General features: G+C 59.5%; 21 protein-coding genes. 8 read left to right on the plus strand and 13 right to left on the minus strand.

Annotated elements, in window-relative coordinates:
• Positions 1–5: 5 nt before the first annotated feature.
• Together PSAKL28_RS09365 and PSAKL28_RS09370 are read right to left on the minus strand one after the other, a co-directional pair.
• Positions 6–452, minus strand: coding sequence for an NUDIX hydrolase (locus tag PSAKL28_RS09365; protein WP_038609328.1), 447 nt, complete (start codon positions 450–452; stop codon positions 6–8).
• A 126-nt stretch (positions 453–578) separates the two neighbouring features.
• Positions 579–1,454 carry a universal stress protein gene (locus PSAKL28_RS09370; protein ID WP_038609331.1) on the minus strand — a complete coding sequence of 292 codons (876 nt, stop codon included), beginning with the start codon at positions 1,452–1,454 and terminating at the stop codon, positions 579–581.
• Between the two features lie 574 nt (positions 1,455–2,028).
• Here PSAKL28_RS09370 and PSAKL28_RS09375 point away from each other — a divergent pair.
• From PSAKL28_RS09375 to PSAKL28_RS09390, 4 genes are all read left to right on the plus strand, one after another.
• Positions 2,029–4,224, plus strand: coding sequence for an OsmC domain/YcaO domain-containing protein (locus tag PSAKL28_RS09375; RefSeq protein WP_038609334.1), 2,196 nt, complete (start codon positions 2,029–2,031; stop codon positions 4,222–4,224).
• Between the two features lie 1,113 nt (positions 4,225–5,337).
• The gene (locus tag PSAKL28_RS09380; RefSeq protein WP_038609337.1) at positions 5,338–7,914 is read left to right on the plus strand and encodes an autotransporter family protein; all 2,577 of its coding nucleotides are present in this window, start codon (positions 5,338–5,340) and stop codon (positions 7,912–7,914) included.
• Complete coding sequence (locus PSAKL28_RS09385) at positions 7,914–8,825, plus strand: alpha/beta fold hydrolase (RefSeq protein WP_257011871.1); 912 nt, start codon at positions 7,914–7,916, stop codon at positions 8,823–8,825. The genes PSAKL28_RS09380 and PSAKL28_RS09385 overlap by 1 nt, the downstream gene beginning before the upstream one ends.
• 241 nt (positions 8,826–9,066) lie before the next feature.
• On the plus strand, positions 9,067–10,104 hold the full coding sequence (locus tag PSAKL28_RS09390) for an ABC transporter substrate-binding protein (protein WP_038609340.1): 1,038 nt from the start codon (positions 9,067–9,069) through the stop codon (positions 10,102–10,104).
• Positions 10,105–10,172: 68 nt separating this feature from the next.
• Here the strand turns inward: PSAKL28_RS09390 and PSAKL28_RS09395 are convergent, their stop codons facing one another.
• The 8 genes from PSAKL28_RS09395 to PSAKL28_RS09430 all read right to left on the minus strand — a co-directional run bounded on the left by PSAKL28_RS09395 (position 10,173) and on the right by PSAKL28_RS09430 (position 17,852).
• Entirely contained in the window at positions 10,173–11,261 is a 1,089-nt protein-coding gene (locus tag PSAKL28_RS09395; RefSeq protein ID WP_038609343.1) for a YkvI family membrane protein, read from the minus strand.
• Between the two features lie 293 nt (positions 11,262–11,554).
• The gene (locus PSAKL28_RS09400) at positions 11,555–12,922 is read right to left on the minus strand and encodes an ATP-binding protein (protein WP_038609345.1); all 1,368 of its coding nucleotides are present in this window, start codon (positions 12,920–12,922) and stop codon (positions 11,555–11,557) included.
• Positions 12,919–13,581 carry a response regulator gene (locus tag PSAKL28_RS09405; RefSeq protein WP_038609348.1) on the minus strand — a complete coding sequence of 221 codons (663 nt, stop codon included), beginning with the start codon at positions 13,579–13,581 and terminating at the stop codon, positions 12,919–12,921. Before PSAKL28_RS09405 ends, PSAKL28_RS09400 begins: the two co-directional genes overlap by 4 nt.
• 11 nt (positions 13,582–13,592) lie before the next feature.
• Positions 13,593–14,240: a tetratricopeptide repeat protein gene (locus tag PSAKL28_RS09410; RefSeq protein WP_038609350.1), complete on the minus strand. Its 648-nt coding sequence runs from the start codon at positions 14,238–14,240 to the stop codon at positions 13,593–13,595.
• Positions 14,237–15,046 (minus strand): SDR family oxidoreductase, encoded by an 810-nt coding sequence (locus PSAKL28_RS09415; protein WP_038609353.1) that lies wholly within the window; start codon positions 15,044–15,046, stop codon positions 14,237–14,239. Before PSAKL28_RS09415 ends, PSAKL28_RS09410 begins: the two co-directional genes overlap by 4 nt.
• On the minus strand, positions 15,033–15,707 hold the full coding sequence (locus tag PSAKL28_RS09420) for an iron-containing redox enzyme family protein (protein ID WP_038609356.1): 675 nt from the start codon (positions 15,705–15,707) through the stop codon (positions 15,033–15,035). The genes PSAKL28_RS09415 and PSAKL28_RS09420 overlap by 14 nt, the downstream gene beginning before the upstream one ends.
• On the minus strand, positions 15,704–17,185 hold the full coding sequence (locus PSAKL28_RS09425; protein WP_038609359.1) for an AMP-binding protein: 1,482 nt from the start codon (positions 17,183–17,185) through the stop codon (positions 15,704–15,706). The genes PSAKL28_RS09420 and PSAKL28_RS09425 overlap by 4 nt, the downstream gene beginning before the upstream one ends.
• Entirely contained in the window at positions 17,175–17,852 is a 678-nt protein-coding gene (locus PSAKL28_RS09430) for a thermostable hemolysin (protein WP_038609362.1), read from the minus strand. The genes PSAKL28_RS09425 and PSAKL28_RS09430 overlap by 11 nt, the downstream gene beginning before the upstream one ends.
• A gap of 210 nt (positions 17,853–18,062) precedes the next feature.
• On the opposite strand from PSAKL28_RS09430, the gene PSAKL28_RS09435 reads away from it, so the two are divergent.
• The gene (locus PSAKL28_RS09435) at positions 18,063–18,419 is read left to right on the plus strand and encodes a VOC family protein (protein ID WP_038609364.1); all 357 of its coding nucleotides are present in this window, start codon (positions 18,063–18,065) and stop codon (positions 18,417–18,419) included.
• Positions 18,420–18,466: 47 nt separating this feature from the next.
• Positions 18,467–18,877, plus strand: coding sequence for a hypothetical protein (locus PSAKL28_RS09440; RefSeq protein WP_038609366.1), 411 nt, complete (start codon positions 18,467–18,469; stop codon positions 18,875–18,877).
• Positions 18,878–18,971: 94 nt separating this feature from the next.
• Here the strand turns inward: PSAKL28_RS09440 and PSAKL28_RS09445 are convergent, their stop codons facing one another.
• A complete protein-coding gene (locus PSAKL28_RS09445) occupies positions 18,972–19,283 on the minus strand; it encodes a DUF6124 family protein (protein ID WP_038609369.1) in 312 nt (103 codons plus the stop codon).
• A 444-nt stretch (positions 19,284–19,727) separates the two neighbouring features.
• Between PSAKL28_RS09445 and PSAKL28_RS28095 the strand changes: the two genes are divergently transcribed.
• The gene (locus tag PSAKL28_RS28095) at positions 19,728–20,132 is read left to right on the plus strand and encodes a DUF6632 domain-containing protein (protein ID WP_038609371.1); all 405 of its coding nucleotides are present in this window, start codon (positions 19,728–19,730) and stop codon (positions 20,130–20,132) included.
• Between the two features lie 339 nt (positions 20,133–20,471).
• The gene (locus PSAKL28_RS09455) at positions 20,472–22,331 is read left to right on the plus strand and encodes an ABC transporter ATP-binding protein (protein ID WP_038609374.1); all 1,860 of its coding nucleotides are present in this window, start codon (positions 20,472–20,474) and stop codon (positions 22,329–22,331) included.
• Here the strand turns inward: PSAKL28_RS09455 and PSAKL28_RS09460 are convergent.
• On the minus strand, positions 22,315–22,779 hold the full coding sequence (locus PSAKL28_RS09460) for an NUDIX hydrolase (protein ID WP_084589077.1): 465 nt from the start codon (positions 22,777–22,779) through the stop codon (positions 22,315–22,317). The genes PSAKL28_RS09455 and PSAKL28_RS09460 overlap by 17 nt on opposite strands.
• Before the next feature lie 220 nt (positions 22,780–22,999).
• Positions 23,000–23,389, minus strand: a complete 390-nt coding sequence (locus PSAKL28_RS09465; protein ID WP_038609377.1) for a hypothetical protein — start codon at positions 23,387–23,389, stop codon at positions 23,000–23,002.
• Between the last annotated feature and the right edge of the window lie 275 nt (positions 23,390–23,664).

Here is a 23,664-nt window from a genome sequence, read left to right on the forward strand (position 1 = left end):
TCACCTCACGCCAACAGCGAAACTGCCCTGAGCAGATCGTGCAGTCCTTCCGGAACCAGCGGTGATGTATCGGTGAAGCTTGAACTATCACGCCATGTGGCCTTGAACGCTGCGCCATCGCTTTCGTGACCTATCAAGCAGGATTGTTGGTAAAGGCTCATGTCGCTGAATTTAGCGTCATAGACCTGGACAATCTCGTGCGCCGGTTTACCGGCATAGGTGAAGATGCTCTCCAGAGTGCCGAGCAGACGCACATCGCTGATCGACTGGTTCAGTTCTTCCTGCACTTCTCTGGCAATAGCATCGACGCTGCGCTCGCCGAAATCGATGCCACCGCCGATGGGGCGAAACAGGGTCTGATCAGATTCAGCGTCGTAAAACTGGTTAACCAGAATCTTTCCCTGGTGATGAAAGACGCACAGGGCGAGGGCGCGAATGCGGTGCTCTGACACGAGTCAAATTCCTTTTGTGAGTGAGTGGCGCGCGACGATACGTTTGTGCTCGTGTTTAAGCCAGCCCAGTGTTAAACACCGGGCTGGCTGAGTGTGCGGATTCAAACGCTCGACACTACTCGCAGCCTACAGCGACACCAGCACATCACACTGGGATTCGTTGAGCACATGCTTGGTAACGCTGCCGATCAACAGTTCCTCCAGAGCGCTTTCACCCTGCTTGCCGATCACGATCAGGTCGCAATCCAGCTCCTGCTCCTGCTCAACGATCCGCCAGGCGGCGTCACCGTGCACCACGATTTGCCGGGCATTGCTCAGCCCGGCGGCTTCGCTCAATGCCGCGAGTTGTTGCACGGCGTCTTTCTTGATGACATTGCGGTAGTGATTGAGGGTCTCCTGGTCAATGTGGGCGAAGCGCATGCTGCCCTCGAAGGGGGCTTCGTACACGTGCAGGAGGATGATCTCGGCCTGCGGCGCAACAGCCTTTGCCAGTTCGATGGAACGCAGCGATGCAGGCGAAAAATCAACCGGGACGAGCAAGGTACGGTACGCATCGCGAGGTGCGTGCTTGACCACTAGCAAAGGGCAGAGCATGCGGCTCAGCATTCTTTGCACGGTAGAGCCGAGCAGCAGGCGACGGGCCAGGCTTTGGCCCTTCGCCCCGCAGACCAACAGGTTGCTGTGCTTGTCCTGCACCACCCGGGTGATTTCGCTGACAACCGAACCGGACGCAACCTGTACGCCAGCGCCGATGTCGTAGCGCTGGAACAGCGCTTCTGCCAGTTCGTTAATTTTTTCTCTTGCACTCCCAAGCACGCGATTCAACAAGTCTTCATCAGGCACCACGACCTGCTTGAGCCGCTCGAAGGGGGCTGGATTGGCAACGTAGAGCAGATCCAGCGATGCATGCTGCTCCTTGCTCAACAGTGCGGCCCGCTGTGCCGCGTTGCGGGCAGAGGTGGACAGGTCGGTGGCAACCAGTACGTGGTTCAACGAGGTCATATGAGTTTCCTTATGCAATGCTGTGCACATGAATCTTAGGCGTTGGCCTGTTATCGATCCGTTCCCTGCTTGCAGCCATCCTCTCGCGAACCACGCCCGACGTTTTGACTTGCGTCAAATGCCGTGGTCATAGCATCCGCTGGTCACGGTCGCGGACAGCCTGCCTGATTCTATCTACTCTGGCGCTGTCATCGTGAAGTTTAAAGTTACTAGTTTTATTTTTAGTTTGGTATTTCTTTGAGTTGAGTAAAAGATTGCAAGTGCAAAATTACTCAACTAATGCATTCACCCTGTCGATCATACCGATCGTAATCGCTAGCTGAATATTCGCATCAGCTGGCAGCTGTTGCGTTTACACCTGACGCAAGGCGTACCTGCGCATTGCTCTGAATGCCCACTGCCTGAAACCCGCCTGAACAAAGGCTTTGGCGTGGATCTGCCGCCAGCAGCAGTGCTGGCGGTACTGCGGCGATCTGGAACCGGTCAGCGGCCATTGCTGAAAGCACAAGACTTTCGCCTGAAAAACCGGATAATGGCGGCCAAATCGTTTTGCACGTTATTATGGTGTTCCCGCATGGAAATCAAGGTCAACTTTCTCGACAACCTTCGGCTTGAAGCCAAGTTTGATGACTTCACCGTGGTCGCCGATCAGCCTATCCGCTATAAAGGCGATGGTTCGGCACCGGGTCCGTTCGATTATTTTCTGGCGTCGTCGGCGTTGTGTGCGGCTTACTTTGTGAAGTTGTACTGCCAAACGCGCGATATTCCCACCGATAATATTCGCCTGTCGCAAAACAATATTGTTGATCCGGAAAACCGTTACAACCAGATCTTCAAGATCCAGGTCGAGCTGCCAGCCGATATCTCCGCCAAGGATCGCCAGGGCATCCTGCGTTCCATCGACCGTTGTACGGTGAAGAAGGTGGTGCAGACCGGGCCTGAGTTTGTGATCGAGGAAGTCGACAACCTCGACGCCAATGCCCAGGCATTGCTGATGCTGGACCCGGCGTCCGACGCCAGCACCTATATCGTCGGCAAGGATCTGCCGCTCGAGCAGACCATCGCCAACATGTCGGCGATTCTCGCCGGCCTGGGCATGAAGATTGAAATCGCCTCGTGGCGCAACATTGTCCCCAACGTCTGGTCGCTGCATATCCGCGATGCGCAGTCGCCGATGTGTTTTACCAACGGCAAGGGCGCGACCAAAGAAAGCGCGCTGGCTTCGGCGCTGGGCGAATTCATCGAACGACTGAACTGCAACTTCTTCTACAACGATCAGTTCTGGGGCGAAGAGATCGCCAACGCGGCGTTTGTGCATTACCCGGACGAGCGCTGGTTCAAGCCTGGCCGCAAAGATGCGCTGCCGGCGGAAATCCTCGACGGCTACTGCCTGGAAATCTACAACCCCGATGGCGAGCTGCGCGGCTCGCATCTGTACGACACCAACTCCGGCAATGAAGCGCGTGGCATCTGTTCGCTGCCTTTTGTGCGCCAGTCGGACGGCGAGGTGGTGTATTTCCCCTCCAACCTGATCGAAAACCTGTACCTGAGCAACGGCATGAGCGCCGGTAACACGCTGGCCGAAGCGCAGGTGCAATGCCTGTCGGAAATCTTCGAGCGCGCGGTCAAACGCGAAATTCTGGAAGGTGAACTGGCACTGCCGGATGTGCCGCAGGAGGTGCTGGCCAAGTACCCGGCGATCCTCGCCGGCATTCAGGGTCTGGAAGAGCAGGGCTTCCCGGTGCTGGTGAAGGATGCGTCGCTGGGCGGAGAATTCCCGGTGATGTGCGTCACCTTGATGAACCCCCGTACCGGCGGCGTATTTGCCTCGTTCGGCGCGCACCCAAGCTTTGAAGTGGCGCTGGAGCGCAGCCTGACGGAACTGCTCCAGGGCCGCAGCTTCGAAGGCCTGAACGACCTGCCGCAGCCGACGTTCGAAAGCCACGCGCTGACCGAGCCGAACAACTTTGTTGAGCACTTCATCGATTCCAGCGGTGTGGTGTCGTGGCGTTTCTTCAGTGCCAAAGCCGATTTCGAATTCGTTGAGTGGGACTTCTCCGGCCAGGGTGAAAACTCCAACGCCGAAGAAGCCGCGACCTTGTTCGGCATTCTCGAAAGCATGGGCAAAGAAGCGTACATGGCGGTGTACGAACACCTCGGCGCAACGGCCTGCCGCATTCTCGTGCCGGGCTATTCGGAAATTTACCCGGTCGACGACCTGATCTGGGACAACACCAACAAAGCACTGTTTTTCCGCGAAGACATTCTCAACCTGCACCGCCTTGACGAGAGCGAGCTGCGCGCGCTGGTTGAGCGTCTGGAAGAGAGCGAGCTGGATGACTACACCGACATCACCACACTGATCGGCATCGAGTTCGATGACAACACGGTCTGGGGTCAGTTGACGATTCTGGAGTTGAAGCTGCTGACCCATCTCGCCTTGCAGCAGTTCGAAGAGGCCAAGGAACTGGTGGAAACCTTCCTGCAGTTCAACGACAACACCGTCGAGCGTGGACTGTTCTATCAGGCCCTGAACGTGGTGCTGGAAGTGCAGCTCGACGACGACCTGGAGCTGGACGACTACGTGTTCAACTTCCGCCGGATGTTTGGCAACGAGCGGATGGACGCGGTGATCGGCTCGGTGGACGGCAGCGTGCGCTTCTATGGCTTAACGCCTACGAGCATGAAGCTGGAAGGGCTCGACAGGCACCTGCGGTTGATCGACAGCTATAAAAAGTTGCACGCGGCGCGGGCCAGAACATTGGTTTGATTCCGCTAACTGCACTGACAAAAAAGCACCTTGGGTGCTTTTTTGGGTTCTTCACGCAATCCCGGGGAGCATGATCTTGAGGCTGGGCTGGGCTGGGCTGGGCTTCGGATGCGGGGATCCATTCCCTGCGGCGCCGCTGATGGCCCCTTCCGCCTTTACGGCGGCCTACTTTCCTCTTGGGGAAAGTAGGCAAAGCCGCTGGCTCCTACATACGGCCCTACGCTGCGCTCCGGGTCCCTTCGCTACGGTGCCTTCCAGGGGCATCGCGGCCTACGACTTGCTTCGCCAAGTCTACGGCTCGCGAACTTCGGCTAAGGCCGAAGGGTGCTGCGCACCAGCCCCCTCCAGACACCTACACTCAGCCTCCTGAAGTCGCAAAGTTACGGGCGGCGCCTGCATTGACGCATCTTCGAAATCAGATTCTGGCGGCGCCAGGATGATGCCATCGCGGGGCAAGCCCGCTCCCACCGGGTTAATTGATCTCCCGGTGGGAGCGGGCTTGCCCCGCGATATCGACCTGCCAGTTACATCGCATCGCGGGAAAATCCCGCTTCAACGTGTTGATCTTGATCTTCATGCACGCAAGTTAAGGCGCCGTGGACTGCGACTTCAGGAGCGAGGGGACCCGGAGCGCAGCGTAGGGCCGGATGCAGGAGCAGGCGGTTTTGCCTACTTTTTCCAAGAAAAAAGTAGGCCGCCGTAAAGGCGGAAGGGGCCAGAAGCGGCGCCACAGCGAATGGATAAACTCGCAGCCCCAGCAACCAGACCCAACCCAACCCAACCCAACCCAACCCAACCCAAGAATCATAGCCCTCGGGATTCCGTGAAGAGCCTTTTTTTATTTGGCAGAGGTGAAGGAGGGCGTGGCTGCTAGTAACCGAGGCGATGAAAGAAACTGCATGCAGCGCGGGCCAAGGTGACGGTGTTGTCCAGTTAACCGCGCTAGCCAAAGCACGATAGGCGCTAGCTGCCATTGCACTGGCGCCAGAAATATATACCTCTGACAAACAAGAGTATTTATACTCGCCGCGCCTCCAGCGTGGCAATTTGACATCACTCCTAGACGAAGCCACGCAAGGACGCGTTCTCACCTCGATTTCAAAGGAAGAAAAAGTGGCTGTCGTTAACCTACAAAAAACCCTTATCGCGCTTGCTATCACCGCAGCAGCACATCCCGTTTACGCTGAAACCCTGCCTTTGACCAACGCGGGCGTGCAGATCGAAAACGTCTCTTATGCGGACCACGTTGAAGTCAATGGCGCGTTCGCTACGACCAACAGCGACCTGGACGCCATCGAGTTCAACAGCGTTACCTTCAACAAGGACCTGATCATCAATGCCAACGTTAATGCCAATGGCACTAACGCTGATGGCCTGGACCTGTCTATGGCGGGTGAGGACGAAGACCCTTCGTCGTTCGGCCCGGCGACCGAAATCTTCGGTAACCTGGTGAACAAGGGCAGCATTGCGGTGAGTGGTGGTGGTGTGTCGGCAATGCTGGTTGACCCGGCTATCATCCACGGCAACCTGGTCAACGAAGGCACCTTGAGCGTTAACGGCGACGAGTTCGAAGGTGACGGTATCCGTGCGCTGGAATTCTCCGGTGAGTCGCAATTGCACGGCAATCTGATCAACGCCAGCACGGGCCAGATTCTGGCGAACGGCAAGAACGCCAAGGGTATCTTGCTCGAAGGCGGCGAGATTGACGGCAAGCTGATCAACAATGGCTTGATTCAGGTCAGCGGCGAGGGCGCCACTGCTCTGGATGCCACTTCCAATGAATACTTCGGCTACACCGATCTTGTCGACATCGGCGGCATTGAAAACAATGGCCGCATCATCGCAACGGGTGACGATGCGGTTGGCGTTGAGCTGGACGGCGTCAGCTTTACCACTTCGTCTGCCCAGTTCGTCAACAATGGCCTGATTCAGGCTACCGACGCCGCAATTGAAATCGGTGGCTTTGACATTGATGGTGAGGGCGAAGGCGGCCCGCTCACGCTGGTCAACCGTGGCACCCTGGTTTCTGAAGACGAAGCCATCGATGCCTCCGACGCATCCGGTGTGGTAGTGCTGGACTGGCAAGGCGGCGCGATCACCGGCAATCTGATCGATCTGGATCGCATTTATGTTACCGGTGATGCAGTGTTCAAGGGCACCAGTGCCGATGTCGATGGCTACAACATCCGCATGTACGACAACGGTCCGTTGAATGTCGGTACCGAGAGCAGTGCAGGGCATCTGCAACTGGCTAATGCCCACACCTCGTTGCAGGGTGACCTGGTGGTAGCCAACGGCTCATCGCTGGATCTGAACCTGAGCAGCGCGACCGATGCCAGCAAGGCAGTCTTGAGCGTCGACGGCAATGCAACCTTCAAGAAGGGTTCGCAAATCACCCTGGCCGCCCAGGGCAACGATTTTACCGCCGCTGGCAGCACCTACACGCTGGTCAAGGCTGATTCGCTGGATAACCAGACCGAGTCCGGCAAGCTGGTCAGCAGCCGTTCCTCGCTGTTGAACGTCGATACCTATGTCGTCGAAGGCAATCAGGTCGTTGCGACCGTCACCGGGAAATCGTCTTCGCAAGTCGGTGAGGTGATCAAGGACATCGGCGGTTCGGGCAACGCCCAGCGCGCCGCTTCGGCATTCAGCAGCGTTGCCACGCAACTGGCCAGCTTGAACCCGCAGGACAAAGTCTTCCAGGCCTATGTCAATGCATCGCAGGACGCTCAAGCGCTGCGCGCGCTGGCTGAGCAGTTGACCCCAGAGGTCAATGGCGGGGCGACTCAGGCCGCGACCACCGGCCAGACACTGATCAGCAACGTCACCAGTGGCCGCACCTCCGGGGCGCGTGGCATGTCTTCGGGCGAGGGCTTCAAGGAAGCGGGTGTCTGGGTGCAAACCCTGTACAGCGATGCCAGCCAGGACCTGCGTGACAATGTCGCGGGTTACAACGCCTACAGCCGCGGCATCGCGGTGGGTGCCGACGGTAAGCTCAACGATCAGGTAACCTTGGGTGTGGCGTACAGCTACCTGAATACCGACGTCAACGGCAAGAGCGGTGACAAAACCAAGGTCGATGGTCATGCATTCACGCTGTACGGCGGTTTTGAGCAAGGTAACTACTTTGTTGATGGCAGCCTGACCTATGGTCTGAACAACAACGAAAGCAAGCGCAGCATTGCCAACACAACCGCCAAAGGCGATTACGACAGCAACCTGTTTGGTGTGAACCTGGTCGGTGGCTACACCTACCACGTCTCGCCATCGGTGCTGGTTGAGCCTCGCGTAGCCGCGCGCTACAGCAGGGTTGATATCGACGGTTACCGTGAAAAAGGCAGCTCCGCAGCACTTAAAGTCGAAGATCAGCGCTTCGAAGTGGCTGAACTGGGTGCAGGTCTGCGCGTTGCCGGCAATTTCCCGCTGGGCAGTGGCGCGCTTGAGCCGCAGGCCCAAGTCATGGCGTATCACGACTTTATCGGTGATGAAGTCAGCAGCACCTCTACCTTCATTTCGGGTAACACGCCGTTCGTGACCAGCGGTGCCAGTGCGGTACGAAACAGCTATGAAGCGGGTGTAGGCGCTGACTACCACCTGGGCGCTGTGACGGTTGGCTTGAGCTACGACTATGTAGGCAAGTCTGACTTCGATGCCGATACGGTCACCGCCAAAGTGCGTTACGACTTCTGATGACCGCTGCAAGTCTCAGCCCGCTACGGTGGGCCGGGGTTTGCCTGCAAGGCGCGGCACTGTTGTTCAGTGCCGCGCTGAGCGGTTGCCAGTCGCCTCGGCAGGCACTGCAAGCGTTGGCATCCTCCCATGGCCAGCACCTGGAAGTGCTGGCCACTACCCCTTTTCCCCTGGCGATGATCGCATCGCACAAGCAGCAAAATGCCGCGCGATTACGCATCTATCTGGAAGGTGATGGCCACGCCTGGGCCACGCCGACGCAACCGAGTATCGACCCCAGTCCCCGGCAACTGCTGGTGGCGCAATTGGCGCTGGATGACCCCACGCCGGCACTCTATCTGGGCCGCCCCTGTCAGTTCGTCAGCGTCTCGAGCTGTACGCCTGAAATGTGGACGAACCGGCGCTTCTCCGAAGAGGTCATTGCCAGTCTTGATCAGGCGCTGGATCTGCTCAAAGCGCGTTATCGCAATCAGGACTTCGAACTGGTCGGCTACTCCGGTGGCGCCGCAGTGGCACTGCTGTTGGCTACCAGGCGTGACGACATTGCCCAGCTACAAACGCTGGCGGGTAACCTCAGCCCGACGGAGTGGGTCCGGATACACCAGCTCACACCTTTGCGCGGTTCGCTTGAGCCCTTGCAGTACCGCCAACGTCTGGCTTCGATCCCGCAACGGCACTTGTTCGGCAGTGAGGACCGGGTGATTCCGAGCGCTATTGAAGGGTTTTACCGCCGTCAATTAGGGCCGGCCGCATGCCTGGAAACCCTCGTGATACCGGGTGTCAGCCATGAGACTGGATGGAACCAGGCCTGGCAGCGCTGGCGAGAGCAGCCGATCAAATGTGCGTTGCCTGCACGAGAGGGAACTGCTGAGGGTGCAGAAGAGGGCGTAGCAGGTAGCCTGTCCCGTTAGTTTAGTAATAACCAACCTGAGCGTTAGAAAAGCAGAGTCTAACTACCTTAACTTCCGTGCCACCTTACACGGCAAGAAAAACTGACCACAGGAAAACGTTATTGTTCGTTGCGAGGGCTGCCCGAGTGGCCAGTTCGGCATCGAATGGAACGAGACCCGGATGTCTCGCCTGGGAAGGCTTAGTTAATCCCGGTGTCTTGAGTGATTTGCAATCACCCATGAACAGTAGGAGATAACAATAATGATCAGGACTCTGAAATTCGCAGCGCTGGCAACCGGGTTGTTGACTGCCAGTCATGGCCTTGCGGCCGATCTCACCATCGTCTCCTTCGGTGGCGCCAACAAAGAGGCCCAGGTAAAGGCCTTCTACAAACCCTGGCAGCAAGCCAGCGGCAGCAAGATTATTTCCGGTGAATACAACGGCGAAATGGCCAAGGTCAAAGCCATGGTCGACACCCGCAGCGTCTCCTGGGATGCGGTGGAAGTCGAATCGGCCGAGCTTGCCCGCGGTTGTGACGAAGGCATGTTCGAAACCCTCGACCCGGCGCAGATCGGTCTCGACAGCAAAGACTTCGTACCCGGTGCCATCCAGCCATGCGGCATCGGTTTCCTGGTGTATTCGACGGTACTGGCCTATAACGCCAGCAAGTTGAAAGAAGCGCCCACCGGCTGGCAAGACTTCTGGGATGTCGAGCGCTTCCCGGGCAAGCGCGGCCTGCGCAAACTGGCCAAATCGACCCTGGAATTCGCCCTGATCGCCGACGGTGTAGCGCCTGGGGAGGTCTACACCTTGCTGGCGACCGAGGCGGGTCAGGATCGCGCCTTTGCCAAACTCGACCAGATCAAGCCGCACATTCAGTGGTGGGAAGCCGGCGCACAGCCGCCGCAGTACCTCGCGGCCGGGGATGTGGTGATGAGTTCGGTGTACAACGGCCGCCTTTCGGCTGAGCAACGCAAAACCTATGACCTGAAGATCGTCTGGTCGGGCGGGCTCTACGAGTTCGACTCCTGGGCCATCCCGCGCGGTGCTTCACGCCAGGAGAAAACCCGCGAATTCATCGCCTTCTCGCTGGAGCCTGTGCAACAGAAAAGCTTTGCCGAGCACATCGACTACGGCGCCGCCAACCTGCAGGCGATGGACCTGCTCGACAAGGCGCGCATCGCCGAACTGCCCACCGCGCCAGAGAACCTCGCGCAGCAGGTGCCGGTAGATGCGCTGTTCTGGGCGGACCATGGCGAACACCTGGAGCAGCGTTTCAACGCCTGGGCTTCGCGCTGATTTTTTGAGTGGCCATGCCAGCCATGGGGTGTATACCCCATGGCTTTTTCAAGGGTTGGCGTTAGCCCTCAGGAAATGGCGTTCAGTCCGGCCTGTTGTGCCTTGGCCGCGGCGCGGCTGCGCAGCCAGCTGAAAGCAATGGCGAGTATCAGCGCGAAACCGACATAGCCCAGCAGTGGATAAACGGTGCCGACCAGCTTGCTGAAGCCGCCCAGGCTCAAGACCAGACCTACGCATACAGTCGCTGCGCTGACCAGTTTGAAGCGGCGCGTATCAGGCTTGGCAAAGCGGGCGCTGAAGGCAAAGAACATTCCAACCGCAGTGCTGTAGATCATGCAAACCAGTGCGATCGACATCACCACCGACAGGATTGGCGAGATGCGCCCGGAAAGTGCCAGGGCCGGCATTTCGATGCCCTGCAACTGGTTGATGTTGGCGAACAGGCCGATGTTCAACAACAGGATCAACGCACCCAGACCCAGACCTCCGAGTACACCGCCGACTGCTGCAGCCCTGGGCTGTTTGGTCATGCCGCCGATGACTGCCAGCATCGGGAAGCCCACGGCGATATTGAACGATGCGTACAGCAAGGCGCCAACGAACCAGTTGCCTGTGACCGTCTCGTTGTTCTCGCGGGCGGCCGCGTCGAGGGCCTCGATCGAAGCGTTGTAGCTGAAGATCGAGTAAGTGGTGATGAGCAGTACCATGGCCAGCAGGAAAGGCATAACCGCGCTGATCAGGTTGATAATGCGCTTGACGTTCAGACACAGGGTGGCAATCACCAGCACGGTCATCAGTACACCGCCGAACAGCGGTGGCAGGTTGTACTCCTGGGTGAAGATCGAACCACTGCCCGCCAGCATCACCACGCCGACGCCGTACAGGAAGAACGACAGCACAACATCGACCAGCAGCCCGATTCGGCTACCGAACAATCTGTACAGGACTTCCTTGTGCGAGTTCGCTTGCATCTGCGAACTCATCCGGGCGATCTGCATGCCGAGGAAGGCAAACAGCACACCGCTCACCAGAGTGCCGACGATGCCTATCAGCCCATAGCCGGTGAAGAACTGCAGTACCTCCTGCCCGGAGGCAAAGCCGCCGCCGATCACCACTGACATGTAAGCAAGCGCAATCTGGATAGATTGTTTATTCATTACACTTAATCTCGTTCTTAGACTTATTAGTTGCATGGAATAGCGCGGTAACTCCTGCCCGCGCCATTCCGCATAGCGACGATCTGCATGGCTGCACAACAAGCACCCTGGCTCGCTGGATCGTGCAGGCATGCCGACGCCAGGCGCAGTATAGGAAGAGTGGGCTAGTTGTTTTGACTGTATAGGCAGTCATATCTGGCGAAAAGTGCTGTAGAAGCTTGATTTGTAATACTGTTTTCGCGAAACGGCAGAAATTTACCGAAAAGTCCTCTACAGTCTGGCCCATTGCAAGCCTAAGTCCGGCGGATTTCCAGCGTAGCCTTCAGCCCGCCTACCGCGCGGTTTTCCAGCCTGACCTGGCCACCGAGTCGCATGGCAATAGCCTGCACGATGGTCAAGCCCAAGCCAGCGCCCTGGTCATTGCCACGGCTGTAGAAGCGTTCGAAAAGCCGCTCACGCTCTGCCTCATCGATGCCCGGTCCGTCATCTTCGACCGACAGTTCGAAATGCTTGTCCCGGCACGCCAGGCGCACGGTGATCAGGCCCTTGGCCGGTGAAAAGTTCGCCGCATTGGTGAGCAGGTTGTGCAATGCGATAGTGATCGCCGCATTGTCTACCTGCGCCCGATAATCGCCTGGCTCGACGTCGAACTCCAGCTCCAGGCCTTTGTCCAGCAGCCAGGCAGTGAGTTGCGCAAGGCTGTCGCGAACGGTGCTTTGAAGGTCAGTCTGCAACGCTTTGCGGGTGCTGGCCTGGGGCTCCAGGCGGGCCATGGTCAGCAGTTGATTGACCAGCCGGGTGGTGCGGTCCACGCCACTGATCAAGTAGTTCAACGACTCGCGACGCTGCTCCGGTGTTCCGGCTTCCAGCAGGTTCTGTGCGTGTACCCGCAGTACCGCCAGGGGTGTGCGCATTTCATGCGCGGCATCGGCGATGAAGCGGCGCTCACGGCCCAATACATCCTCGATCTGCGCCAGCATCCGGTTGAGTGCCGACTGCATGGGCTCAAGCTCCGTGGGCAACGGCATCATCTTCAGCGGTTCAAGCGAGCCTGCATGCCGTGCGCGCAAGGTCGCCGCCATGTCCGCCAGCGGCTTGAGCCCCCAGCCAATCGCCAGCCACACCAATGCAACGAGGATCAGGCTGCCGAGCACATTGGGCCAGAGGGTATGGCGCACGATGCGGCCTACCAGGTCCGAGCGGACATCGTCGCGTTCGCCGACCCATATGCGCAGATGGTTTTCCTTGTCTTCGAGCAGAAACCCACGCCAGGTGCGCTGTTTGAGGTCGGTCACATCGCTGAAGCCTGCGGTCGTCGGCGCCCGCTCGAAGGACGGGGCGCTGGCGGTCTGTACCAGCACATCGCCTTGCGGGTTCCACACCTGGAAAGCGATCTTGCTTTCATAGGGATGGCCATCGACCTTGGGCATGGCTTCGCCCAGGGCTTTGTTGAAGGCTTGATAAAGCTCGTTATGTTCGCGTGTCGCCACGGGCATGCGCATGACGCCCTGAAGCAGCCGTGCGTTCTGCGCCAGCTGGGCGTCGTAAACCTCGGCGATTTCGTGATTGCTGTCGTGCAGGTTGAGCAGACTGATCACCAGCAGGCCGGACAGCATCAGGCCGATGATCAAGGTCAGGGTGCGCCGCCGGATCGAAGTCATGAGCCCTGTTCTACCCGGTAACCGACACCACGGATCGTGCGGATCAGGTCGGTGGAGAATTTTTTGCGCAAGTGGTGGATGTGGACTTCCAGGGTGTTGCTCTCGGCTTCTTCATTCCAGCCGTACAACAACTGGGTCAGGCGCTCGCGCGTCATCACCCGGCCCGGGGGCGACAGCAGTTCGTGCAGCAGCTGATATTCCTTGGGCGTCAGGGACACGAGCCGACCGTTATAGGTGACCTGCTGGTTGCCGGGGTCCAGCGTGATGCCAGCATGCTGGATCAGTGCGCTGGCGCGTCCGGCGCAACGGCGCAGCAGCGCGCGCAGCCGGGCCTTGAGTTCATTCAGGTCAAAGGGTTTGACCAGGTAGTCGTCTGCACCGGCGTCCAGCCCGGCAATGCGGTCTTCGGTTGCATCTCTGGCCGTCAGGATCAACACCGGCAATGCCGAGCCGCTTTGGCGCAGGCGGCGCAGCACTTCCAGCCCGTCCAGGCGCGGCAGGCCAAGGTCGAGCACGGCCAGGTCGAAGGTTTCGCTGAGCAGCGAGTGCAAGGCGCTGCTGCCGTCCTGCAGCCAGTCGACCGTGTAGCCCTCGCGCCCCAAGGCCTGATGAATGCCCTCACCGAGGGCGACGTCGTCTTCGATCAGTAATAGCCGCACCGGAACTCCTGTCAGTCAACTTTCTTGTGGATGTCGACCAGCAACGCTTTGATTTCGTCACGACGACCTGCGTCCGCGCTTTCCCGACCCGGTCGTGGTGCTGCTTGCAGGGCCTTCTGCAAGGCTGTTCGGGCTTCGCTGTATTTCTTCTGACGGTAGAGGTGATCGCCCCAGAAGTACAGGCTGTCGATGCCGTCGGGGTTGACCTGCAACGCCTGCTGGAGCAACTGCTCAGCCTTGTCGGCATCGCCGAAGCCGATCGGCCAGCCCGGTACCCGGTCATACAGCGCTGCCAGGCTGGTGTAGGCCGAGCCTTGCAATGCCTTGGGGTCCAGGCTCAAGGCTTTCTCAAGGTCGGCTTTGGCTGCCTTGACCTTGCTCAACGCGCCCAGCCCGCCTTGGGCACCAGCCCAACTGCTGGTGACGATGCCCGACCAGATCCACGCTTCCGCCGCTGCAGGTTGATTATGGGTAAGCGCCGCCGTCTGGCTGGCGAGTTGTTCGAACGCTGCGGGACGTTGTGCGGCCGGCAACTGATACTGAATGGTTGCCCAGCGTTGCTGGATCTCGGCAAGGCGTTGCTGATCGCCGGCATCCAGCGCCGCCCAGGCGCCCTGGCTGAGCAGACCGATGAGCATGCAGATGGCAGGTTTGTTCATGGCTTGAGGTCTTCCTTCGCGGGTTTCTGGCTCAGACGACGGATCAGTGGCAGGTGCTTGCGCAAGCCACGGTCGACAAGATTGGGGAGCAGAGTGTTCAAACGTACGAAGAAGCGCTCCGGCCAGCCCAGGTACAGGTCGCGATGATCATTGGCGATGGCGCGCAGCACTGCCGCCGCCACTTGCTGTGGCTCGTCGACCCCGGACTTGAGTGCGTCGTTGAGCGCCTGTGCCGCCACGCTGTTCATGCTCGTGCGGGTCGCACGAGGGGCTACGTACAGCACATTGACGCTGGTGTCGGCCAGTTCACGGCGCAACGCCTCGGAGAATCCGCGCAAGGCGAATTTGCTGGCACTGTAAGTGGCATAGCCAGGATAGGCGATCGAGCCGTAGGTCGAACCCACATTCACCACCATGGCACTTTTGGCCTTGCGCAGTAGTGGCAACAGGCTTTTTGTCAGGCACAGGGGGGCGCCGACATTGACGGCCAGCATGGCGTTGATTTCGCTGTCATCCAGCTGTTCGATCATCGCAAAACGGTTGATGCCCGCTGCGTTGATCAGCAGATTGATGCCACCGATGGCTTGGGCTGCCAGCAGCACCTTGCTCCGGTCGCTGGCGGTGGTCAGGTCTGCACTGATCCAGGAAATGCTCTCTGGGTAGCTCAATAACAGCGATTCCAGCGCGTCCCGGTGGCGGGACACGGCAATCACTCGCGCCCCCTCGGCACACAGCCCCTGGGCGATTGCCAGGCCGATACCACCGCTGGCACCGGTCAACACCACGCGAGCATCAGACAGGCGCATGTGTCTGCTCCCCGTCCAGTGGCAAACCACGGAACATATCGGTGTACAGCCGGTACACCACCCGTGAGGCATGGATTACAGCGGCCTGGTCGTGCGGGTCGTCGAGCTGGTCCATCAAGCGGCGGTAGGTCTGCATGTGCCCGATATCCAGCGTACCGTGGGAGTTGAGGTAGCTGAAGGCAGTGTCCGGCAGTTTCAAGCCCGCCTGGATGCTGCCAGCGGCATGCGTCGCCAGGGCGATACTGGTGCCCTCCAGCACATTGACCATGCCGAACAGGCCGACCGGGTTATCGCGGGCGATCAGGTCGTAGAGGAAGCTGACCATCAGCTCGATCGGCAGTGCCGGGCGACCGTTGCGCACGGCCTCCTTATCGCCACCACAGGCCTCGATGTCGTCGAGTACCCAGGCCTCGTGCCCGTACTCGTCCTCGATATAGTCGCAGACGGCCTGGCGCAGCCATTCCAGGCGCGACGGTAAACGCGCACCGCAGGCCATCATCAGCGGTACGGTATGGCGCACGTGATAGTAAGCCTGGGTCAAAAATGCCCGGTAGCTGTCCAGACTGACTTTGCCTTCAAGGGCATCGCGGATGATCGGCAGGCTGAACAATGCCTGGCGTTCATCGGCGGTCGCGTGTTGCAAGGTGTCGAAAAAGCTCATCGTGCGGTGTCCTCGGAGAATTCGCCTGCGCTCAGGAGCATGCGGTAGCGTTCGGCGATGGCATCCCGGCGCGGGCGGCCATTGACGGTCAGCAGGCCATTGTCGGGCGTGAAGGGTTGCTCGAGTCGGGTCCAGCGATGGGCCCGGGCGTAGTCGGGTAGCGACTGGTTGGCTTGTGCCACGGCGGCCGCCAGTTGCTCGTCGGTGCAGTCAGAACGCTGCGGCCAGAGCAGCGCATGGTTGCAGGGCATGGCTTCGCCGTAGACGAAGGCCTGTGCGATCACGCCGCGTTGGGTGAGTTCGGCCTCGACCCATTCCGGGTTCACGTTGCGGCCGAAGCTGGTGACGAACTGGTGCTTCTTGCGCCCTTTGAGGTACAGGTAGCCGTCGGCATCGAATTCCCCGAGGTCGCCGCTGGCCCACCATTCGCAGGTCTGCGCAGGCTCGCCCAGATAGCCGAGCAGGGTCGGGCCCTTGACCAGCACTTCGCCATCTTCGGCCAGGCGTACCTGCAGGTGGGGCAGCGGCCGCCCGACACTGCCGGGACGGCAAGCCTGGGGTTGGTTCAGGCACACCACCGAAGCACATTCCGATAGCCCGTAGCCTTCGTAAACCGGCATGCCAACCTGCTGGGCACGGGCGAGCAGTGCTGTGCTGACCCTGGCGCCGCCCACTGCGGCAAAGCGCAAGGCGCCTGGATTGAAGGCGTGTTGTTCGGCGGCGCTGACCAGCAGCAACAGCAACTGCGGCACCAGAATCACACTGTGCGGCGCACGTTCGGCCAGAAAGCCCAGCAACCGTGGTGTATCGATACCTGTGGCACCCTGGATACCCAGGGTCTGCGGGCCAGGAAGGCTCAGGGTGGCGCCCGCCAGTAGCGCGGCATAGCAGCCCAGGTTTTCCAGCAGTATCGCCAGCGGCAGCAGCGCCAGGTGATGCTGCGGATCCGTGACTTTGCTGGCCTGGTGCAACGCGCGGGCGACACTCAGGATGCTCGCGGCACTCAGGCACACCCCCTTGGGCGTGCCGGTGGTGCCGGAGGTGAAGGTCAGTTTGGCCGTACCTTCGGGCATGCAGGTGTCGGCCAACTCCTGGCGATACCAGACATCGCCCCGCTGCAGGTACCCGGCTGCCTGTAGCTCCGGTGCCATTGCCGGTTCGGCGATCACCAGGCTGGCGCCGCTGCGTTCAAGGCAGTGCTTGCGCTGCGACGGGCTGAAAAAAGCGGGCAAGGTTACGCAGGTCAGCCCTTCGAACAACAGCGCCAGATCCCAGAGCAGCGCGTCCACACCGTTGTCCAGCGCCAGGGCGACCACCTTCGCCTGTTGATCGCGTAACCGTTGTTGCCGAGCCGCAACCTCGGCGCAGAGGGTGGCGTAGTCGATCTGCAGGTTGTCGCCCCACAAGGCAATGGTGTGCGGCTTACGTTCGGCGTGCTGGTGCAGTGTTTGCTGGAAATGCCTCAACTCAGGCGACATTGCTGGCCTCCGCTGTGCAGGTCGGCAGGCCGAGGCGGCTCAACAGGCCGGCATTTCGCAAGTGGATGAAGCCGGCGCGGATGTTGCCGGCATGCACCTTTGGCTGACTCTGGTAATAGCTGCCCCAGTCGTGCCGATCCTCACCGAGGCGTAGCGGGTCAGCTGCGCAGAGGGTCTGCGGTTTCAGCCCCAGGCGATGGAAACTGTTCACCAGACCGATGCTGCCGGTGAACGCGACCCACTCCAGCCCGCCCATGGCCAGCAGGTAGGTGATGGCAATGATGCTAAGGCGTGCGCTGCCGGTATCGGCAGCTGCGAGGTTGCCGACTTCGACGATTGCCGTGCGCGCCACTGGTTCACCGCTTGCGCCGCTGAGCAGCGGCTCGATCGGTTCATCCAGGTAACGTTCGAGAAACAACGGCCCGGCGCTGGCCAGGCGCACGCCGGCCACCGCGCAGAGCGTTCCGCGGGCATCGCTGACCCCGAACAGTTCGGGCATGAATTGCTGGATACGCGCGCCGTGCGCCTTGCGAAAGCGCTCCTGGATGAACGCTTCGTAGGTGTTGCGCTGGTGTTCGCCGGGTATGGCTCTGGCTAGGGTCAGTGGGGCGTCCGGCGTTGCACCGAAGCGCAAGGGCAGAGGAATGTTCCAGTCGAAATCGGGCATGACGTGATGCCTCCCAGGAAAGGTCTTGGGAGGAGTATTTGCGGCAATCCTTAACGAAGTCTGAAGATACCGAAAGTGTCGCTGATTGAAGTCAGGGCGCCGTCACTGTTTGCCTGTTTGTTCGTCGATTTCACTCCGTGGGTTGTAGTCACCGCCAGCCATGGGGTATGAACACATGGCAGCCAAACACCAATCAGCAAGGAGCCAGGCATGAGTGTTCGAGGGAATGATCGTCAGATCGACAACATTGAGTTCAACGTCAGCGACATCGCTCGCAGCAAAGCCTTCTATGGCGCTGCGTTCGGCTGGACATTTGTCGATTACGGCCCGAGCTATACCGAGTTCAGTGATGGCCGGCTTACCGGTGGTTTCACCACAGGCGAGGCTGTTCGGCCGGGTGGGCCATTGATCATCCTGTATGCGGATGATCTTGAGGCAGTGCAGCAGCGCCTTGAAGGCCTGGGCGCTGTGATCAGCCGCGACACCTTTGCGTTTCCCGGAGGGCGCAGGTTTCATTTCATTGACCCGGATGGCTATGAGCTGGCGGTTTGGACCGCGCAGCAGTAGGCTTCGGCGCCTGATTTTATGGATGCAGCTCAACAGGGAGACGCCGAGTGGCCGAACAAATCTTGAAGACCAAACTGGTCAATTTTCTCGTGGCTGACGCCCGGATCAATCACAGGAGCGTCAGCGCCTTTGGCAATGCGAGTTCATTGTCCGCCTTGATGGAGGTCTTCAAAAAGGTATCCGGAGGGCTGTGGGTTGGCGGCAAACTGGTGGTTACCCAAAGCGTAATTCGCCTGAGCGCCAACGCCATGAACCGCTTTGTACAGCACGGCACGCTGGATATTGAAGTGCCATTGGCATCGATTCGAAAGGTCAGCGTCGAACATGGGTACATCACTAAGATCGTGTGTGTGGAGACCGATGCGGGCATTGTTAAATTTCGGTGTTTCGGGGCGAAGGCCATCGCCAGGGAGATTGAGAGGTTGAGCGTTTCGCAGACTTGGGTGGAGGCTCTGTAGGCGGGCTTTTTGACGCATTGGCAGCAGTGATAATGATTGCCGGTGGTGGGCCGCATCTGCGGCCTCAGTGCGATGCTACTTAAGACCAGATTGGTTATTTCGGTACCCGACGTTCCGCCATCTCTTCCTCGATACCATCGAGCAACGCATCGACCAACCCTTTGGCCATCTCGATGGAATGCAGCGTCGACCAGATCAATCCGCGGGTGTCCGGGTCGACCTTGTCACAGGCCTGCATCCCCGTGTCATTGGCGCATCGCAAGTACATCGACGCATGTACCAAAGCGTCATGTGCTTCGATACCGGCGCGCACGGTGAACAAGGGTGGATGACCTGCGGCACAGGTACCGAAAGGGGTACTGGCAGTGTGTGGGAGAGCATCGGCTGGCGGTGGATCAGGAACGATCTTGGACGTGCTGCAACGCCTATATCAGCCAGGAAACTGCCAGCATCCGCTTGCACACGAATGGGTGGCAGCTGTGCGCAGGTGTGCAAGACCGAGGATATAGGACCCGGCAGACCCGAAGGTCTCCCACGCACAGCCACCATAAAACGATTCCTCAGGCGTAAAGACGCGCCGGAAAGGTCTCACCGAAACTGCCCTTTAGGAAAGGCAGCTAACGGCCAGAAGCAGCCGGTGGACGGAACGATAGCAAATGAGTAGCTATGCTTGGTCTACTGCTGGAACTGATTGAGCAAATTGGGCTTTCCGTCCACGGTGTATAAACCCCTTCAGCGGTCACCCGACTGTCACAATGCCCGGCCTACTCAGGGATAGACGACAGAACAAGGAATGTTATCCACCAAGCCCTTGAAGGCCTTATCACCCCACTTGGGGTAGGAGTCCGCCATGACTGTAGTCGATCGCCTCAGGTATTTGCGCGTCGTTCTAGTTTTGGCTGGCCTCGCGTGCCTTGCTCTCTACCCACTTATGTTGTTCTGGCCGTCTGGCTGGGCCTGGCACGTCGGTCACTCGGACTACCCGATGATGATCGTTGGCATCTACGCAACACTTGGCGTGTTCTTGATCCTGGCCGCAGGTGATCCATTAGCCAATCTGAGCCTAATCTGGTTCGCCGTGTGGTCTAGCGCCGTACACGGAGGAATCATGGCCGTCCAGGCGGTCACCCAGCCGGGGCAAATGGGGCACTTGGCAGGTGACGTACCGGCGCTCTTCATCGTGGCGGTTGCCTTGGCCATCTTGACGCCTCGCTCGCAATTGTCCGCTCGGCCCCGGACACGAAATGGGGCCTAAGCGCAGGTTTGACTGTAAGGATCGGGACGAAAATCGCGTTTCTACGCAAATTTTTGGCCGGCGTTTCTTCACAGCCTGGCGCGTTTTCTGCCTGTCACGGCTGACCGCTTTGGGTCGGTTGCTGCCCTTCGCGACAGGCAGCAATCGGCCATAGCCCTTCCCGACAACGGCCCTTTTTAGCCCTGCCAATCGTGTCTCTGGCAAGGTATGAGAGCCCCGCATCCGGCAACCCAACACTCAGAGCCCGCAGTTAACAGCGCCATACCTCGCCTTCGCAAATCCCTCAAAGCAAGAGTTCGATGGCAGAATCTGCTGAATTTGATCGTTTTGGAGACCACCATGCTTGGTGCATTTGAGCGGAAGCTCGACCCCTTTCCTCCTGACGAGGTACCGCCACCACCCGAGGGTCTGGCTCGGTTCCTGTGGGCCTGCACACGCGGCGCCCGCGGCTATATTCTTGTGTTTGCGCTGCTCAGTGCCAGCGTGTCGATCTACGAAGCCTGGCTGTTTTCTTTCCTCGGTCAGGTCGTGGATTTGCTCGCCACCTGGCAAGCAGGGGGGGAGGCGGCGGCGCAGGAAAGCCGGGTGTTGTGGGGCATGGGGATCGTCATGGTGTGTAGCATCGGGCTGGTAGCCTTGCGCACCATGGTGCAGCACCAGATATTGGCGATAAACCTGCCACTGCGACTGCGTTGGGACTTCCACCGTTTGATGCTGCGGCAAAGCCTATCGTTCTTTTCCGACGAGTTTTCCGGCCGGGTCACCACCAAGGTCATGCAGACGGCGCTGGCCGTGCGCGACCTGCTGTTCACCTTGATCGAGATCGCCCCCGGGATTGGGGTGTATTTCATTGCGATCATCGCCTTGGCAGGCGGCTTCGCGCTGAAACTGATGCTGCCTTTCGTTGCCTGGGTGGTGTTGTTCGGTCTGGCCATGCTGTACTTCGTGCCCCGTCTGGGAAAAGTCGGGCAGGAGCAGGCCAATGCGCGGTCGATGATGACCGGGCGAATCTCGGACGCCTACACCAACATCACGACGGTGAAGCTGTTCTCCCACTCCAATCGCGAAGCGCACTTCGCACGTGCCGCGATGGAGGACTTCAAGCACACCGGCTTTCGCCAGATGCGCCTGGTCAGCCAGTTCGAGATCGTCAACCAGGCATTGGTGGTGGCGTTGATCATGGCTGCCGGTGGTTATGCCCTGTGGCTATGGCACCAGGGTGAGGTCGGCGCAGGTGCCGTGGCGGCAATCACCGCGATGGCGTTGCGTATCAATGGCATGTCGCACTGGATCATGTGGCAGATGACGTCGCTGTTCGAGAGCATCGGCACCGTGCAGGATGGCATGGCAACCCTTACCCGCGGCCCCAAGGTGAAGGACGCGCCGGATGCGGGTGTGCTGGTGACCACTGGCGGGGCGGTAACCTTCGACAATGTCAGCTTCAACTACAGTGGCGAGCGCCAGGTGCTCGATGGCCTGAGCCTGCACATTCGCCCGGGTGAAAAAATCGGCCTGGTAGGCCGCTCCGGTGCGGGCAAATCCACGCTGATCAACTTGCTGCTGCGCTTCTATGACGTCGACAGCGGGCAGATCCGCATTGACGGACAAGACATTGCACAGGTGACGCAAGACAGCCTGCGTAGCGCCATCGGCATGGTCACCCAGGATACGTCACTGTTGCACCGCTCCATCCGCGACAACATCGCCTACGGCCGACCCGATGCGAGCGACGCACAAGTCCGTAGCGCCGCGGCCAGTGCCCAGGCCGATGAGTTCATCAGTCAGCTGAGCGACCGGCAAGGCCATACCGGCTACGACACCCTGGTCGGCGAGCGCGGTATCAAGCTTTCGGGCGGCCAGCGCCAGCGCGTCGCGATTGCCCGAGTGATGCTCAAGAACGCTCCGATCCTGCTGCTTGATGAGGCTACCAGCGCGCTGGATTCCGAAGTTGAAGTGGCCATTCAGGAAAGCCTCGATGAGATGATGGAAGGCAAAACCGTGATCGCCATCGCCCATCGGCTGTCCACGATTGCGGCCATGGATCGGCTTATTGTCATGGATGACGGACGCATCATCGAACAAGGTACCCACACCGAATTGCTCGCAAAAAACGGCATCTATGCGCAACTGTGGCACCACCAGAGTGGCGGGTTTCTGGGTGAGGATCGGGGTGTGGCCGAGGTTATGGATCAGGGGTGAGGGTGAACTGCCGGGGGATCTGCGGGCGGCTGCTTTGGGGCTCCACCAATGTGTCAGTCAGGTGCACCAATGCCCGGCAAAACACCGGATGACACAGGGCAAACGGCAAGTCATCAAGTGGGGCCCAAAAAAACCTGAAAGTGTGGCCGTGGTCGTCGAGGGTGTTGTGAGTCCATTGATCTGGCAACACCACCTGCGGCTCACACAGTTGAAACGACCATATCTGGTCCAGATGCCCGGCATCCCAGCAGCCCAAATCGCTGACAACCGTGGCTGAGTCGATTCCGGATTCCTCTTTCAATTCGCGAAGCGCGGCCTGGGCAGGCGTTTCACCGGTCTCGATGGTGCCTTTGACCAGTTGCACGCCAGCCAGCGGGTGCTGGAACAATAGAATGCGAGGGGCGGGTGACCGGGAGAGGATGACCGGGCAGGCTTTGTTGGGTGTCATGGCGATCTCCTGCAAGCTGGCAATCGTATCTGTTTTGCGCGTGATTACGGGTTTAAAGCGACGCTGGGCGTTGTAGGCGCGGATTCACCGGGACGCCGGACCGTCTCGCGAAGGGTCGCAGCGCGGCCCCAACAATGGGCCTGCTACGCAGTCCTTCGCGGATGAATCCGCTCCTACAGGGTTCGCTGTGCCTGCGAATCAGGGGCTGTCATGCCGCTCCTCAATCTTCGATTTCAACCTGCGGGTTGTAGTACTTGCTCTGATCCGGGGTAAAGGTCACCACCATACCCGTGCGGCTACAGCTGAGGGTCAGTTCTGCGCTGGTGTCGATCTGCAGGTCTTCGCCGCGCAGGCCTTGCCATTGGGCGAGGTACTTGAGCGAGCCGAATTTTTCGCGCTTCTTCAGGGTGCGTTCCACGCCGCCTTTCCAGCCCAGTACCGGCAGTTCTCCGGCGAGGCAGCGCCGGGCGATGTCGGGGTGTTTGAGGGCGCGTTCGCGACCGATTTCCCAGCAGCGAATCAGGCCGTTGTCCGGGCCTTGCCAGGTGTCGATCCAGGTGAGGGCGGGGCGCAGTGCGAGGTGGATCGGGCGATGGACAATGCTGCTCATTCAGCCTCCCTGGCTGGTTGTTTTTGTTGGGGTAAGGCGGTTTCGAGAGTGCGATGCTACTAATTGGCCATTATTGGTGTCCAGCGTTGAAAAATGAAGATGTTGAGCGGTGGTGCAGGCTGTTTTTTTGGGAGCCGGGTTGCGACCGCTTTGCGGTCGATCGCCGGCTTCGCCAGCTCCTACAGGTACTGTGGTGCTTGTGGGAGTACCAGGTCTTTGTGGCGTTTAGGCTGGCCATAAGGGTCAGCCAATGACTATAGCTACCTAGGTGCAAT

Origin of the sequence: Pseudomonas alkylphenolica, assembly GCF_000746525.1 — a bacterium.
GTDB classification, from domain to species: Bacteria; Pseudomonadota; Gammaproteobacteria; order Pseudomonadales; family Pseudomonadaceae; genus Aquipseudomonas; species Aquipseudomonas alkylphenolica.